This is a genomic window from Streptomyces sp. NPDC059851 (genome assembly GCF_042732005.1).
Classification (GTDB): domain Bacteria; phylum Actinomycetota; class Actinomycetes; order Streptomycetales; family Streptomycetaceae; genus Streptomyces.
The window spans coordinates 24,395-40,057 of the sequence record NZ_JBHWJJ010000069.1 but is presented as its reverse complement, the minus strand read 5'-3'; the positions used below and the strand labels follow the sequence as shown (position 1 = coordinate 40,057).

General features: G+C 72.3%; 11 protein-coding genes and 1 tRNA gene. 2 read left to right on the top strand and 10 right to left on the bottom strand.

The window, feature by feature from the left end; genetic code table 11:
* Nucleotides 1–48: 48 nt before the first annotated feature.
* From sbnA to ACFV7Q_RS22710, 7 genes are all read right to left on the bottom strand, one after another.
* Nucleotides 49–1,056: a 2,3-diaminopropionate biosynthesis protein SbnA gene (gene sbnA / locus ACFV7Q_RS22740; protein WP_385431000.1), complete on the bottom strand. Its 1,008-nt coding sequence runs from the start codon at nucleotides 1,054–1,056 to the stop codon at nucleotides 49–51.
* 102 nt (nucleotides 1,057–1,158) lie between these two features.
* Nucleotides 1,159–2,232 (bottom strand): 2,3-diaminopropionate biosynthesis protein SbnB, encoded by a 1,074-nt coding sequence (gene sbnB, locus ACFV7Q_RS22735; protein WP_385430998.1) that lies wholly within the window; start codon nucleotides 2,230–2,232, stop codon nucleotides 1,159–1,161.
* Nucleotides 2,229–3,233 carry a TauD/TfdA family dioxygenase gene (locus tag ACFV7Q_RS22730; protein WP_385430996.1) on the bottom strand — a complete coding sequence of 335 codons (1,005 nt, stop codon included), beginning with the start codon at nucleotides 3,231–3,233 and terminating at the stop codon, nucleotides 2,229–2,231. Before ACFV7Q_RS22730 ends, sbnB begins: the two co-directional genes overlap by 4 nt.
* A gap of 35 nt (nucleotides 3,234–3,268) precedes the next feature.
* Entirely contained in the window at nucleotides 3,269–6,634 is a 3,366-nt protein-coding gene (locus ACFV7Q_RS22725; RefSeq protein ID WP_385430994.1) for an amino acid adenylation domain-containing protein, read from the bottom strand.
* An 11-nt stretch (nucleotides 6,635–6,645) separates the two neighbouring features.
* Nucleotides 6,646–9,183 (bottom strand): Pls/PosA family non-ribosomal peptide synthetase, encoded by a 2,538-nt coding sequence (locus tag ACFV7Q_RS22720; protein WP_385430992.1) that lies wholly within the window; start codon nucleotides 9,181–9,183, stop codon nucleotides 6,646–6,648.
* Nucleotides 9,184–10,110: 927 nt separating this feature from the next.
* Nucleotides 10,111–10,198: transfer RNA gene (locus ACFV7Q_RS22715), tRNA-Leu, on the bottom strand.
* 180 nt (nucleotides 10,199–10,378) lie between these two features.
* Nucleotides 10,379–11,320, bottom strand: coding sequence for a beta-ketoacyl-ACP synthase III (locus tag ACFV7Q_RS22710; RefSeq protein WP_385430990.1), 942 nt, complete (start codon nucleotides 11,318–11,320; stop codon nucleotides 10,379–10,381).
* A gap of 192 nt (nucleotides 11,321–11,512) precedes the next feature.
* On the opposite strand from ACFV7Q_RS22710, the gene fdhD reads away from it, so the two are divergent.
* On the top strand, nucleotides 11,513–12,394 hold the full coding sequence (gene fdhD / locus ACFV7Q_RS22705) for a formate dehydrogenase accessory sulfurtransferase FdhD (RefSeq protein WP_385430989.1): 882 nt from the start codon (nucleotides 11,513–11,515) through the stop codon (nucleotides 12,392–12,394).
* Here the strand turns inward: fdhD and ACFV7Q_RS22700 are convergent.
* The 3 genes from ACFV7Q_RS22700 to ACFV7Q_RS22690 form a co-directional block, all read right to left on the bottom strand.
* On the bottom strand, nucleotides 12,391–12,921 hold the full coding sequence (locus tag ACFV7Q_RS22700; protein WP_385430987.1) for a hypothetical protein: 531 nt from the start codon (nucleotides 12,919–12,921) through the stop codon (nucleotides 12,391–12,393). The genes fdhD and ACFV7Q_RS22700 overlap by 4 nt on opposite strands.
* A gap of 87 nt (nucleotides 12,922–13,008) precedes the next feature.
* The gene (locus ACFV7Q_RS22695) at nucleotides 13,009–13,470 is read right to left on the bottom strand and encodes a (2Fe-2S) ferredoxin domain-containing protein (RefSeq protein WP_385430985.1); all 462 of its coding nucleotides are present in this window, start codon (nucleotides 13,468–13,470) and stop codon (nucleotides 13,009–13,011) included.
* 9 nt (nucleotides 13,471–13,479) lie between these two features.
* Nucleotides 13,480–14,568, bottom strand: a complete 1,089-nt coding sequence (locus tag ACFV7Q_RS22690; RefSeq protein WP_385430983.1) for a bile acid:sodium symporter family protein — start codon at nucleotides 14,566–14,568, stop codon at nucleotides 13,480–13,482.
* A gap of 232 nt (nucleotides 14,569–14,800) precedes the next feature.
* Here ACFV7Q_RS22690 and ACFV7Q_RS22685 point away from each other — a divergent pair, with 232 nt between their 5' ends.
* Complete coding sequence (locus ACFV7Q_RS22685) at nucleotides 14,801–15,652, top strand: LysR family transcriptional regulator (RefSeq protein ID WP_385430981.1); 852 nt, start codon at nucleotides 14,801–14,803, stop codon at nucleotides 15,650–15,652.
* The last annotated feature ends 11 nt before the right edge of the window (nucleotides 15,653–15,663 follow it).

Here is a 15,663-nt window from a genome sequence, read left to right as displayed (position 1 = left end):
GCGCACCACCCGTGGTGGTGCGCCGGCCCCGGGGCGTAGCCGGCTTGCTCAGGGGCCCGCGGCCAGCCCCTGCTGGAGCTCGCCGGTCGCCGGCGCCCCCTCCTCATCGAGCACGTTCTCGCCGTACAGGGCGTGCAACCAGTTGCGCTGGTAGACGGTGTCCAGATAGCGCTCGCCCAGATCGGGGGCGAGCGCCACGGCGGTGAGGTCGCGCGTGTCGTGCTCGGCGAGCCACCTCGTGGCGCCGCTGACCACCGTGCCGGTGGAACCGCCGAAGAGGAAGCCCTTGCGGGCCATACGGTGACAGGCCCGGATGGTGTCCGTCTCCTCGACCCGGACCACCTCGTCCACGAAGGACTCGTCCAGCAGCGGAGGGCGGATGCTCATCCCCAGCCCCGGGATCATCCGCCGCCCCGGTTCACCGCCGAAGGACACCGACCCCACGGCGTCCAGGGCGACGATGCGGACCGGTCGGTGCCACTCCCGGAAGAACCGGGCGCAGCCCATGAGGGTGCCGGTGGTGCCGGCCCCCACGAACAGGACGTCCAGCGCCGGGAACCGGCGCGCTATCGCCGGCGCGGTGCGCCGGAAGTGCGCCCGCCAGTTGCCCGGGTTGGTGTACTGGCTCAGCCACACGTAGCGGTCGTCGGAGGCGCACAGTGCCCGGACGTAGTCCAAGCGGGCGCCGAGGAAGCCGTTGGCGTGACCCTCCTGGGAGATGGTGCGTACCTCGCTGCCCAACGCCTCCATCATCAGCCGGGTGGGCAGGTTGCAGCGTGAGTCGGTCACGCAGAGGAACTGGTAGCCCTTGCTCGCCGCGATCATGCTGAGGGCGACGCCGAGGTTTCCCGACGAGGACTCGACGATGATCGAGTCCTCGGTCAGGAGGCCTTCCTGCTCGGCGGTTTCCACCATCTCGATGGCGGCCTTCAGTTTGATCGATCCGGCGAAGTTGAATCCCTCGCACTTCAGGAAGAGCGGTTGCCCGAACGTCGGCCGGAGGTCGACGTAGAGCTGTTCCTCGTTGAAGTCGTAGGGAACGGATATGACGGGCACGGTTGCCCTCCTCATCCTCGGCAGGGTCGTGACCTCCTGAGCGGGGGACCCTGTGTCAGCGGACGTGCGGTCCTGTGCGTAGCGACTGCGTCCTGTTGCGGTTCATCCGTACCGGCGCAGGCCGTGGAAGAAGTCCTTGATGAAGTGCAGGTCTCCTGAACGTTCCAGCTCGTCGTAGACGAACTTGCCGACTGCGAGGTCGAGCACCCCGAGACCGAAGGGGGAGAAGATGACCGGCCGGTCGGCGGGTACCGTGACGGCCCCCGTCATCACGTCGGTCAGGGTGCCGTGCAGGAACTCGCGGTTCCCGGTGAGCTGCTCGGCCAGGTGGGGCGAGGTGTCCGCCTTCAGACAGTGCTCGACGTCGTCGACGATGTTGGTCGAGCCGAGCAGGATCTCCGGCGCGAGGTCGCGCAGCGACACGTGGAGCACCACGGGGTTGTGCGAGAACCACGACGGGTCGTGGACGTGCGGGGTGCCGGCGACGGTGGCGAAGACCACCACGTCGCTGTAGCGGATCAGGTCCTCGGCGCTGTGGTGCACCGTGATCTGCCCGGGCGTCTCCGACTGCTCCAGGTAGCAGCGGAATCCGGCGGCGCTCTCCGGCGACAGGTCGTGGATCCCGATCTCGTCGAAGGACCAGCCGGTGGCCACCAGGAAGGTGTGGATGTAGCGGGCGATCAGGCCGGCGCCGAAGAACCCGACCCGGGAGGGGCGGGGCCGCCCCCGGCAGAGGCGGTCGGTGGCCAGCGCCGCCGAGGCGGCGGTCCGGCTGGCGCTGATGACGGAGCTCTCCAGGCACGCGAACGGGTAGCCGGTGGCCTGGTCGTTGAGGATGAGCACGGCCGAGGCACGGGGAATGCCGGCCGTCACGTTCTCCGGGAAACTGGAGATCCACTTCAGCCCGTCCACCCCCGCCGGCCCGCCCAGGGAGGCGGGAAGGGCGATGATGCGGGAGGAAGGGCGGTCGGGGAACCGCAGGAAGAACGAGGGAGGGTTCACCGACTTGCCGGCGCTGTGCATCCGGTAGGTGGCCTCGACCAGCTCCACGAGCTGCTTCTCGCGCCCCCGGAGAACCTGCTCAACCTGGATGCCGGGGACCACGGCGAAGGGCGGCACGAGGGACGTGGCCTCGGCGGGTGTCGCCGCATCGGAGGGGGACGACGTACCGGTCATCGTGCGGTTACCTCCACGGTGGGGGAGCAGTCGGCCAGGTGTACCGGGTCGGCCAGGCCCACGAGCACCTCGCGCGGACCGTCGAAGGGCTCCCTGCTGTGCGCCGTGCGGATGTTGTCCACCAGCAGCAGGTCGCCGGAGCGCCACGGCTCACGCACCGTGGCCTGCTCGTAGATCTTGTTCAGGAGCTGCACCACGTCCTCGCCGATCGGGTCGCCGTTCCCGTAGCGCGTGTTGAACGGCATGCCGTCGGGGCCGTACACGTCCACCAGGTACTCGCGCACTTCCGGGGCGAGCGTCCACTCGTTGAGGAAGGCGATCTGGTTGAACCAACAGCGCCGGCCGCTGACCGGGTGGCGCACGACGGCGCTGCGTCGCTGACGGGTCCGCAGCCCGCCGTCGGGCTGCCAGGCGAACTCGATGGCGTGGGCCCGGCAGTACGCCTCCACGGCGGCCCGGTCGTCGGTGCCGAAGGCTTCGGCCACCGAGGCTCCGATCTCGTCGTTGTAGCTCCGGCTGAGCAGCCAGCCCTCCCGCTCGAACCGCTCGGTCAACTCGGTCGGCAGGGCGTCGAGCACGGTCGGCCCGTCGGCGACCGCGGTGGCGCCGCCGGTGGCGGGTGCCGTCGGGCAGGCGAAGAGCATCAGGCCCGGGAACTCCACCCGGTAGCTGAGCTCGTGGTGCATGCACATCGGCTGGTTCGGCGGCCACTGGGTGGCGGAGTACACCCCGCCGCCGTGGTCCTCGCGGGGCGCGAACGCCTCGCGTTCGGCCATCAGCCCCGTGGCCAGGCCACGGAAAACGGCGCCGATCACGGCCGGTTCACGCAGCCCGAGGCCACGGACCAGCAGTGCGCCGTGCTCGGCGACGGCGGCGCGCAGGGCGTCCCGGTGCCGGGTCGCCCACTGCGGGGCCTCGTCGTCGATCTCGACCTCCAACACCGGTGGTCGGCCGGGTCGCAGTTCCGGATCGGGAAGTGACGTCGGGGATGAGGACGCCATCTGGATCTCCTTTCGGTGGCGGCTCGACGAGCCGGTCATTCCGTGGCGTGCAGGACGGCCTTCGCGGTCTCCATGGGACGGGTCCGCGGAAAGTGGTGGCCGCCGTCAGTGAGTTCGTAGAGCTGCACCTGCCGGGCCAGCAGCCCCCAGTCGCGGTGCCGCTGCACGGCCCCGGCCGTGTACGGGTCGTCAGCCGCGACGACCACCGTCACCGGAGTGGCCAGCCGGTCCGCGGGCGGGGACTGGACCAGGTCGGCGAAGTAGTGGTGGGCGCTCACGCAGTCGTGCCGGTAGGCGGCGGCCACGCGTTCGGCCTGCCGGGCGCCCAGCGCGGGCGCGTCGCCGGCGCCGCCCGCGGCGAGTCGCTCGGCAATGAGCGCATCGCTCTGCTGCTCCAACTCGGCTGCGGCAGAACGTCGCTCGGTCGCGTCCCCCAGCAACTGGGCCCCGATGAAGAGGTGTTGGGCCGGTGTCCCGGCCTCCTCCAGCAGTCGGGCCACCGCCACGGCCAGCGCCGCGCCGGACGAGTGGCCCCACAACAGCACGCCCACCAGCCCCAGTCGGCCGATCTCGCGGACCACCTGCTCGGCCAGCGCGGGGAGCGGCGCGAAGTCCTCGGCCCCGGTCGCCGCCGGATCGTGCCCCGGCAGCTCCACCGCACGCACCACCGGCCCTCCGCCCGGCAACGCCCGGGCCAGCGGCTGGAAGTTGACGGCGTTGCCGCCCGCGTGCGGGACGCACACCAGGGAGCCGGCCCCGCTGTCCACCGGTCGCGACAGCGTCTGGAGCAACACGCTCGCCCCGGTCCCGGCGGCCGGCGCCCCGAGGACCCGGCATCCGCCGGGTGAGGGGGCGGACCCGGCCGGCGTCCGCCCGGAGCGTTCGTCCACCAGCGCGGCGAGGTCGGCCAGCACCGGGCAGCGGGTGACGTCCTTCAAGGAGACCGCCCGGTCCAGGGCGATCGCCAGCCGCACCGCGGCCAGGGAAGTGCCGCCGCGGTCGAAGAAGTGGTCCGTCCGGCCGACCCGGTCCTGCGGCACGCCCAGCACCTGGGCCCAGGCGGCGGCCAGCCGGTGCTCGGTCGGCGTGGTCGGCGCGGCGTACCCCTCCCCGGTCCCGCCCGCATCGGCGAGATCGGCGAGCTCCGCGGCCAGTGCCGTCAACGCCTTCCGGTCGATCTTGCCGTTGGCCGTCAGCGGCAGGCTCTCGCGCCAATGGAAGGCCGGGGGCACCATGTAGCCGGGGAGCGAGGCGCCCAGCCGCTCCCGCAGCTGCTCCGGGTCGAGCTCCTGCGGGCCGCTGTAGAAGGCCACCAGGTGCTTGCCCCGGTCATCCCGCTCGGTGACCACCACCGCGCCGTCCCGTACGCCGGGTACCCGCAGCAGGGTGTTCTCGATCTCGCCGATCTCGATCCGGAAGCCGCGGATCTTCACCTGGGTGTCCCGGCGGCCGAGGAACTCCAGCTTCCCGTCGGGCAGCCAGCGGCCGTGGTCGCCGCTGCGGTACAGCCGCCGGCCCGGCCGGTGCGGATCGTCCAGGAAGGCCAGCGCGGTCCGCTCGGGATCGTTGACGTAGCCGCGGCCCACGCACACCCCGGAGAACACGATCTCGCCGGGAGCGCCCAGCGGGACGGGGCGGAGGTGTTCGTCCACGACGTACACGTGCACGTTGGCGATCGGCCGGCCGAGCGGCACCCGCTCCTGCCCCGGCACCCCGTGCATCACCTCGTGGTTGGTGTCGTCCGAGGTCTCCGTCAGCCCGTAGGCGTTGACCAGCGGAACGTTCGGCTGGGCGGCGAACCAACGCTCGGTGAGCTCCTTCTTCAGCGGCTCGCCGGTGACCGACACGCACCGCAGGTCGGGCAGGGCCCGCGGCCGCCGCTCCAAGCACGTCAGCACCACCTCCAGGTACGAGGGCACCACCTGGAGCACGGAGACCCGGGCCTCGACGACCCGGTCGACGAAGCGTTCGGCGTCCAGGATGACGTCCTGCTCCACCAGGAGCGTCCGGCCGCCCACGAGCAGCGCCGAGACCAGTTGCCACAAGGAGATGTCGAAGCACTGCGGCGCGATCTGCGCCACCACCGCCGACTCGGTCACCCCCAGGTCGTCGATCTTCGCCCACAGGTGGTTGAGCATGCCCGCGTGCTCGCACATCGCGCCCTTGGGCGTGCCCGTGGAACCGGAGGTGAAGTAGATGTAGGCCAACTGGTCAGCGGCCACCGCCACGCCCAGGTCGCGGCCGTCCGTCTGCTCGGCCAGGGCCGTGTCCAGGTACAGGACGGTGGTCCCGGGCAGCGTGGCCACCGCCGGCTCCAGGGTGGCCGTGCTGTCCGCCGTGGTCAGCACCAGCCGGCACTGCGCGCGCTCCAGCGTGGCCGCGATGCGTCCCGCCGGGAAGTGCGGCTCGATCGGCAGGTACACGCCGCCGGCCTTGAACACCGCCAGCACTGCGGCCAGCCACTCCGGGGTGCGCTCCGTGACGACCGCCACGGGGTCCTCACTGCGCAGCCCGCGGGCCAGCAGGGCCCGACCCAGCCGGTTGGCCCGCTCATTGACCTCCTGGTACGTCCAGCTGCGCGCACCGTGCACCACCGCCACCGCTTGCGGGTGCATCCGGACCCGCTCCTCGAACAGCTCGTGGGCCCGACGGTCCGGCAGGTCACGCCGGGGGCCGGCCAGCTCCTCCAGCTGGAAGCGCAGTTCCTCCGCCGACAGCAGGCTCTGCGCATCGTGCGCGGCGTCCGGGTCGGCGGCCAACAGGGCGAGCGCAGTGCGGTGGTAGCCGGCGATCCTGCGGGCGGATTCGGGGGACAGCGCCCCGGTGCGGTAGCGCAGTCGCAGGACGAGCCGGTCCGGGGCGTGCGTGGCGCCGACCACCAGTACCACCTGCTCCGTGGGGTCCGGCCCGGGGCCGGACCGGGTGGTGGCCGGTGCCACGTCCGGGCCGTCCACACCGATGGGGTCGAACACGGTCTCGTACGACGGACCGGGCAGGCCGGTCTCGCGGCGCAGCGCCTCCACCGGGTACCGGCGGTGCGCCCGCAGCGCGGACGCGGTCGAGTGGACCTCCGCCACCAACCGCCGCCACGACTCCGACCCGGTGTTCAGCCGGCAGGGCAGCACGGGTTCGCCGGGCCCCGTCAGATATCCCGTGGTGACTTCGCTTTCACCCGTGAGCGCGGCCAACACCCGACCGTGCGCGGCGAGCAGGAGCGTCGTGAGCGGCACCGCCAGCTCCGATGCGCGGCGGCGCAGGCCGGCGGCGACGTCCTCGGGGACGGGCTCCTCGTGGGAGGCGACACCCGCCCCCGGACCGTGCGTCCGCGGGAGCGTGGTGGAACCGCCGGACAGGAGCACGCGGTGCCAGAAGTCCCGGCCGTCCTCCAGGTGCACTGCCATGATGTCTCCGCTCACCTTCGCCGCGCCGCGGGGCGGCTGGCCTCGGGCAGATGGGGGTTCTCTCGTGTCTCGGTGGCGGGATTGCCGCCCCACCGGGCGCCCGCCGGGACGTCCTCGCCCTTCATCAGGAAGGCATCGGCGGCGAGGTGGGACTCCTCGCCCATCGTCACGCCGTAGTGCACGTGGGAGTTGACGCCCAGCGTGCAGCCGGGGCCCACGGTGCTGTAGTCGGACTTGAAGGTGCCGTCCTCCTGGGAGTGGCACTGCACCTTGCTGTGGAAGTTGAGGGTGCAGTCGTCGCCGACGGAGGCCAGCGTCCGTTCCGTCACCGAGAACCCGTCGTCGAAGACCCGACGTCCGATCCGGACTCCGAGCAGCCGCCAGACCAGCGGTTTGAACGGGGTGCCGTTGAAGACCACCAGGTGCTGGTCGGGCACCTTCCACAGCCGCTCCTGGCGCCAGAAGACGGGGTCGTAGATGGAGCACAGCTGCGGGCGCAGCGGACGCCAGGCGGTGAAGGACCGCTCCACCAAGACGTAGTACAGGGTGGTGACGAGCAGGCCGGCCGGCAGCATGGCCCCGAGCGCGACGACACCGAGCAGCTCGTACAGGTCGGCCGTGAGCAGGCCGATCAGTGCGAAGAGGAAGACGTGCAGCCAGCGCACGCCCAGGAACAGGGCCATGCTGTGCCGGTTGTAGCGGTTCTTCGCGCGCAGGTTCCGCTCCAGCTCCTGGTCGCTGCGCAGGTGGTCGAAGCGGGTGTCGCGCTCCACCGTGCGCGGGATCTCGAAGCACGGCGAGCCGAGCAGTCCCACGCCCTCGCGGATCTCGCCGTCGAGCGGGACCATCACCTTCGTGGCCAGGAGGCAGTTCTCGCCCGTGCGCCCCCCGGCCGGGTAGGCGATGTTGTTGCCGAGGAAGCTGCTCGCCCCGATCTGGACCCGGCTGACCCGGAAGGAGGAGCCGGAGAACTCCGCGTTGAGCATGGACAGGCCGTCGGCGACCATCGTGCCGCTGCCCACCTTGACCAGGAACGGGGTCTCGTGCTGCACCTCGGTGCCGAAGTTCGACCCGGTCTGCACCGTCTTGGACAGGTCGTATCCCAGCCCCCGCAGGTAGGGGACGATGTACGAGCTGTCACCGCACAGCCAGCGGAAGAACCTGATGTTGGTCATACGGGCGATCAGCCGGTGGATCCCGTAGTGGAATCCGTACAGCGGATACACCCGGTCCGGCGTGATCAGTCGGTTCAGCAGCCTGGGCACCGTGTAGAGCACGCACAGGCTGAAGACCACACCGCCGAAGAAGACCACCGTGGCGAGCACGAAGGCGTCCAGGTAGACCAACGAAGAGGAGTAGCCCAGGGTGCCGGGGGCCAGCGCCCGATCCAGCGCGGGCACCTCGCGCAGCACCATGTACAACCCGCCGACGGTCAGCGGCACGTACAGCACCAGCAGCTGGAGCAGGGCCACCAGCCCGTAGCAGGCGCGGCGCAGCGTGCTGCACGACCGCGGCGGCACCCGGACGTAGTCCACGTCCGTGGGCTGGGCGGGGGTGCCGTGCCAGCGGGCTCCGGCCGGGACGGACTGCCCCGGGAGCAGCGTGGAGGTGTGGCCCAGCTGGGACCCGTCACCCATGGCGGTGTCGATGTCGAGGACGGTCTTCTCGCCCACGAACACGTCCCGGCCCAGAGTGACCCGACCGGTCTGGATGCGACCTGCGTGCGCCCGGTAGCACAGGAAAATCGCCTCCTTCCGGATCACCGTCCCGGCACCGATCGTGAGGAGGTCCGTACAGACCGGGATCGTCCGGGTCAGGATCGTCACGCCCGGGCCGATCCGGGCCCCCAGGGCGCGCAGGTACAGCACGTGCAGGGGGTTGCCGACCAGCAGTGCCATCGGAGAGGCCTGGATCAGCACCCGTACCGTCCACAGGCGGAGGTAGGCCACGCTCCAGATCGGGAACTCCCGGGGTCTCCAACGGCCGACGAGGATCCACTTCGCCGCGATGGGCAGGGCGCACAGCGCGACGAACAGGGAGCCGCCGAAGACCAGCGAGCGCAGGTAGACGGAAGGGGCACCCGGTGCCTCGGAGACCCATTCGTAGCCACGGGTCATCAGCGTGCCGGCGATCAGGCAGTAACCGAGGAAGACCAGGCACTGCACCACACCGCACACCGTGTAACGGACCGTGCTGGTCCGGGTCGGCGCCTCGTGCGGGGGCGGCGGCTCCACCGCGACCACGACGGCTCCGGCCACCGAAGCGGCCAGGCCACGCACCGTGGGCTCGCGGTAGATGTCCTTGATCGAGATCGAGGGCAGGTCCGACCGCTTCCTGATCCGGGCGCAGAACTGCGCCATGACCAGGGAATTGGCGCCGAGATCGTCGAAGAAGTGACTGTCCGCCGATACCCGGTCGACCCCGATGACGTCGGCCAGTACCTCGGCGAAAATTCGTTCGATGTCCTCCGTCGGGTCGGCGCTACTGCGCTCCGTGAGGGCAGATGGCTCCGGCCCGGACGTCAGGACCTCGACCGATTCTTCTTCCATGCGGGCTCCTTGAGGAAATTCCTCCTTTGAGGAGATGACAACCCCCGGCCCCGTACGGCCGCACTCGGTGCCCGGACGCAACCCGAGCCCTCCGGCTCGGTCCGGTCGTCGTGCCCTTTGAGTCTCACCCCGCCGGCGCCCGGTTGCCACTCGAAGCGGATCACTCACCACAGGGGCGACACGCCCGGAGCGGCGGAGGCGCTGCGCGCTTCCCGGGTCCGTGTCCCAGGCCTTCAGCGGCCGGTTCGGGGCGGAGTGCGGGGCCGGCAGGGGCGTGGAGCCGGGGCCCGGAGCGGGCCTCCCACCGGCGAAGGGGGCGTCGAGGGCGAGGTCGCCACCGGGCGTCCGGGCCCGGGCCGAACTGTTCAACGGGCCGTTACTCCGATGGTGGCCGCGGAACCGGAAGGCCGCAGTACCGGCCCGCCGGGACCGGCCGCCCGGACCCCGGCAGCGGCGCACGGGCCGTCGGCTCCACCGCCGTCACCCCCACGGCCCCGGCGTGACCGTGGGTGTCCCCTCGGGGCGGAGCGTCGCCGTGGATGACGGTCGGGGATCCGCACCCCCGGGCAAAATCCGGAAGACCCCTGCTTCTGCGGGGGTCTTCCGGATTCCGTGTCGTCGGCTCGGGGCCGGGCCCGTGGCTGCTTCAGCCAATGGGCTGGCTGTTGTACCTGCCGCCGATGCAGGTCCACTTGCCGGTGCCGTTGTCGTACTCCACGGTTCCGTTGCTGGCCTCGCCAGCCGCCCCGTCGACCCGCTACGGCCTCACGCAGGTGCGTGCTCGATGACCCAGACCCCGTTCCCCACGGAACTCCTGAGGAGGGCCGGGGCCGGTCGGCCCGCGCAGTGACGGCCGGTCGCAGGCCGGTTCGTGGTCACGCCGCTGCCCAGAAAAGCGAAAGACCCCAGATGGACTGGGGTCTTAGCTGGTGTCCGAGGGGGGACTTGAACCCCCACGCCCGATAAAGGGCACTAGCACCTCAAGCTAGCGCGTCTGCCATTCCGCCACCCGGACTAGGTGATCCGCCCCGGTCTCCCGCGGCGACATGGACAACAATAGCAGCAGTTCGGCGTGGCTCCGACCAGGTATTCGCTCCGGGGCGGTCGCTGACCTGCGGGCATGCCGCCGACGGCCTTGCGGGACGGATCGTCTCGCTGCGTCGGCGGCTCCTCCGCGACCCCCTTCACCCGGCGGCTACGGGCAGGAGATGACCTGACCGGCGTACGACAGGTTCCCGCCGAAGCCGAAGAGGAGCACCGGGGCGCCCGAGGGGATCTCGCCGCGCTGGACGAGCTTCGACAGCGCCATCGGGATGCTGGCCGCCGAGGTGTTGCCGGAGTCGACGACGTCCCGGGCGACGACCGCGTTCACGGCGCCGAGCCGCTGGGCCAGGGGCTCGATGATCCGCAGGTTCGCCTGGTGCAGGACCACCCCGGCCAGGTCCTCCGGCGTGAGCCCCGCCTTCTCGCACACCTGGCGGGCCAGTGCCGGCAGCCGGCTCGTCGTCCAGCGGTACACGGACTGCCCCTCCTGGGCGAAGACCGGCGGCGTGCCCTCGATCCGGACCGCGTGCCCCATCTCCGGGACCGACCCCCACAGCACCGGCCCGATCCCCGGCTCCTCGCAGGCCTCGACGACGGCCGCACCCGCCCCGTCGCCCGTCAGGACGCAGGTGGTGCGGTCGGTCCAGTCGGTGATCTCGGTCATCTTGTCCGCGCCGATGACCAGGGCCCGCCTCGCGGAACCGGCCCGGATGGCGTGGTCGGCCGTGGCCAGGGCGTGCGTGAAGCCCGAGCAGACCACGTTGAGGTCCATGACGGCCGGACCGGCGCCCATGCCCAGCTTCGCGGCGACCCGCGCGGCCATGTTGGGGGAGCGGTCGATCGCCGTGGACGTGGCCACCAGCACCAGGTCGATGTCGTCCGGGGCCAGCCCGGCACCCGCGAGCGCCTTGCCCGCGGCCTGGTAGGCCAGCTCGTCCACCGGCTCTTCCGGCCCGGCTATGTGCCGCGTCCGGATGCCGACCCGCGAGCGGATCCACTCGTCACTGGTGTCGACCATGGTGGCGAGGTCCTCGTTGGTGAGCACTCTCGCGGGCTGGTAATGCCCCAGAGCCACCACGCGCGAACCGGTCATGAACGGAACCCCCTCGTACGACTGCAGGACCATCCAGCCTGACCGGCTACCGACGGGTACGCGGGCGTGGGACCCGACAGGATTCCGGTTACGGAATTTGGAGATTCCGCAGCATCCTCCCGGTCCGGGACAATGGGCACCTCAGGCGCACGACGACGTGCACCGCGAGGAAAGAACGGGCGGTCTGATCACATGGGACGGGTCACCGAGCGCCGGCGCGTCATACGGGTGCGGAACGGTACCACCGGGGTCCGCCCGGACACGCTGGTCGCCGAGGAGCCGCTGGAGGTGCGCCTCAACGGCAAGCCCCTCGCGATCACCATGCGCACCCCCGGCGACGACTTCGCGCTCGCCACGGGTTTCCTCGTGAGCGAGGGCGTGCTCGGCTCCGCCGCGGAGGTCCAGGCGGTCACCTATTGCGAGGGGGCCGCGGAGGACGGCTCGAACACGTACAACGTCGTCAACGTCCGGCTCGCGCCGGGGGTTCCGCTTCCCGACGTCACCCTCGAACGGAACGTCTACACCACCTCCTCCTGCGGCCTGTGCGGCAAGGCCAGCCTGGACGCCGTCCGCACCGCGACCAGGTTCCCCCTCACGCCGGCCGACGGCGACGGCGTGCGGATCCCCGTGGACCTCCTCGGCCGGCTGCCGGACCGGCTGCGGGCGGCGCAGAAGGTCTTCGACCGCACCGGCGGCCTGCACGCGGCCGGCCTTTTCTCCGCCGACGGCGAGCTCCTCGACCTCCGGGAGGACGTCGGCCGGCACAACGCCGTCGACAAGATCGTCGGACGGGCCTTCCAGGCCGGGCTGCTGCCCCTCTCGGACAGCGTCCTGCTGGTGTCCGGCCGGGCCTCCTTCGAGCTCGCGCAGAAGGCCGTCATGGCGGGCATCCCCGTACTGGCGGCCGTCTCGGCCCCGTCCTCGCTGGCCGTGGACCTGGCGCTGGAGTCCGGGCTGACGCTGGTGGGCTTCCTGCGCGGCGGCAACATGAACATCTACGCGGGAGAGGACCGCCTCGACCTCGGGGACCAGGACGCCCCCGCGGCGCCGGAGCCCGCCCGCCGCCACGCCTAGGAGCTGTTGCCGTTGCTGCTGCCGGGGCCACGGGCGGACGCTCCGGCCCCGGCGCCCTCGGCGCCCTCGGCCCCCTCGGCGCCCTCGGCCCCCTCGGCCCCCTCGGCCCCCTCGGCCTCCTCGGCCGCCCCGGCCCGAACGGCAGCTCCCGCCCGTTCCCGCACCGCCTTCGACCAGCCCTGCGGATCCGCATCGCCGTCCCCATCGTGGCGACGGCACAGCTCCTGCCAGCGGGCGAACCCTCCGGCGACGTCCTCCGACGAGTGGATCCACTCGCCCTCGCCCGACGTGCCGTGCCACAGGAGGCCGGGACGGCCCGGGTCCCGGCAGAGGTCGAAGCCGTGCAAGTGCTGCAGGGCGGTGAGGACCAGTGGGGGGAAGTCGCTGAAGGCGCCCTCGCCCTCGACCCAGGGAACGGCCCATGCGTGCACGGCCTCGCGTGTCACGTCACCCGCCACCAGCGCCCGCCAACGGGCAGCGACTTCCGCCCGGTCGGGCGGGGGAGGAACCGCCGTCGGATCGCTCATGCACCCAACCCTTTCTGGATGTCGGCCTGGACGTCGGCCGTGCTGCCCGGGCGAGGACTACCTCACCGGTGGCGGGCCGGGCACCGCCTAGCGGCCGCGGCGACCGCCGCCCCTGCGGGCGGTGCCGGCCTTCGTCTTTCCGGCGCCGTTCCGGGTGGCCGCCGGCGCCGGCGGATCGATGCGGTGCAGGTCGAGCGTCGCCGGGAGCGGGACGATGCCCGGACCGCCCGCCTCTGCCCAGGCGATGACCTCGTCCGTAGCGGTGTCGTCCAGGGCCCAGCCGAACCAGGCCGCGCGGGCTCCCCGCCGGCGCGCCTCGGTCGTCGGCTGCACCACGATCACGTTGGCCTGCGCGCACGGGCCGAGGCAGTCGCTCGTGCGGACGGCCAGGCGGCCCCCGGAAGCGGCAGCGGCCTCGCGCAGCCGGGCCAGCTGGCCGGCGTGGTCGGTGCCGGGGTTCTTGCGGGGGTCGCCGCAGCAGCAGCCGCGGCAGACCACGAGGGTGCAGGGGCGTTCGGCGTGGGCGGCGAGCGGGCGTATCCAGGTCACCGCCGCACGCTACCGGGCGCGCGGCGCGGGGTGTTGGGGCGCGGGAGAGACCTCCGCCACATGCCCGGCGGGGAGTTCGGCCTCCCCCCTGGTTCCCGCCCCCGTCTCCGCCTCCGCCCCGGCGCCTGCCCCGGCGTCCCGGGCGCGCCGCCGCGCCAGCACCGCGCACACCATCAGCTGCATCTGGTGAAAGAGCATCAGCGGCAATACGGCCAGGCTCGCCTGGGCCCCGAACAGCACGCTCGCCATGGGGAGTCCGGCCGCCAGGCTCTTCTTCGCCCCGGCGAACTGGACGGCGATCCGGTCCGCCCGGCCGAACCCGAGCCGCTTCGCCCCGTACCAGGTCACCAGCAGCATCGTCGCGAGCAGTACGGCCTCCACCGCCAGGAGCGCGACCAGCCGTACGGCACTGACCCGGTGCCAGACGCCGGCGGCCATCCCCGCGCTGAACGCGGTGTACACGACGAGCAGGATTGAGCCGCGGTCGACGTACCCCAGGACCGCCTTGCGCCGCGCCAGGAAGCCGCTGATGCGCGGGCGCAGCGCCTGCCCGAGGAGGAAGGGCAGCAGGAGCTGGAGGGCGATCTTCAGCACGGAGCCGGAGGAGAACCCGCCGATGCTGCCGCCGAGCAGCCCGGCGGCGAGCAGCGGGGTGAGGAGGATCCCGGCGAGGCTGGAGAACGAGCCGGCGCAGATGGCGGCGGGCACGTTGCCGCGGGCGATCGAGGTGAAGGCGATGGAGGACTGGATGGTCGACGGGACGAGGCAGAGGAAGAGCAGCCCGCCGTAGAGCGGCGGCGTCAGCACGGTCGGCACCAGGGCCCGCGCGGCGAGGCCGAGTACGGGGAAGAGCACGAAGGTGCAGATCAGCACGGTGAGGTGGAGCCTCCAGTGGCGCAGCCCGTCCAGCGCCTCACGGGTGGAGAGGCGGGCCCCGTAGAGGAAGAAGAGCAGGGCCACGGCCGCGGTGGCGGCGCCCCCGGCGACGGTGGCGGCCGGGCCGCGGGCCGGGAACAGGGCCGCGAGGCCGACGGTGCCGAGGAGGGCCAGTACGTACGGGTCCAGGGGCAGCCAGGAGGGCAGGTGCGGGCGGCGCATGTACGGGGCTCACTTGCTGTCGGTGGCGGAACGGTGCGGGGGAGCGGGGGCGGGGCAGCCGGGTCAGGGGTACGGGGGGGAGCGAGGGAGCGCAGGGCGGGGCCCAGGGTCGCGCCCTGCTCCTGCGTGCGGTGCTCCGTCCCTCATGGTCGGCCGCCCACCGGTCATCGGGAAACCCGCACACTGCTCTGACTGTCATCGTGTTCCGTGATGACCGTGGCACCATGGAACCGTGTACGACCCGGTTCAACTGCGCACCTTCCTCACGGTCGCGCAGACGCTCAGCTTCACCCAGGCCGCCGGGCGGCTCGGCGTGCGCCAGTCCACGGTCAGCCAGCACGTACGCCGGCTGGAGGAGGCGACGGGGCGCCCGCTCTTCCTGCGGGACACGCACAGCGTGGAGCTGACGGAGGACGGTGAGGCGCTCCTCGGCTTCGCCCGGACCATCCTGGAGGCCCACGAACGGGCGGCGGCCTACTTCACCGGCACGCGGCTGCGGGGGCGCCTGCGGTTCGGGGCGTCGGAGGACTTCGTGGTGACGCGGCTGCCGGAGATCCTGGAGGGCTTCCGCCACGAGCACCCGGAGGTGGACCTGGAGCTGTCGGTCGAGCTTTCCGGGACCCTGCACGAACGGCTCGACGCCGGCCGGCTGGACCTCGTCCTCGCCAAGCGGCGCGGTCCGGGGGACGAACGGGGCCGGCTGGTGTGGCGGGACCGGATGGTGTGGATCGGGGCCGAGGGACTGCGGGTGGACCCGGACCGGCCGGTCCCGCTGATCGTCTTCCCGCCACCGGGGATCACCCGGGCCCGTGCCCTGGAGGTCCTGGAGCGGGACGGGCGGGGGTGGCGGATCGCCTGTACGAGCGGCAGCCTGAACGGCCTGGTCGCCGCGGCCCGGGCCGGTCTGGGCGTGATGGCGCACACCCGTGGGCTGATCCCGCCCGGCCTGGTGCGCGTGCCGGGGCTGCCGGACCTGGGCTCGGTGGAGTTCGCGCTGCTCCGCGGGGCGCGGGTGTCGGCGCCCGCCGAGGCGCTGGCGACGGCGATCCTCTCCGGAGCGGACCGCCTCAGCCGGGCGGGCTGAGACGCCCTGCC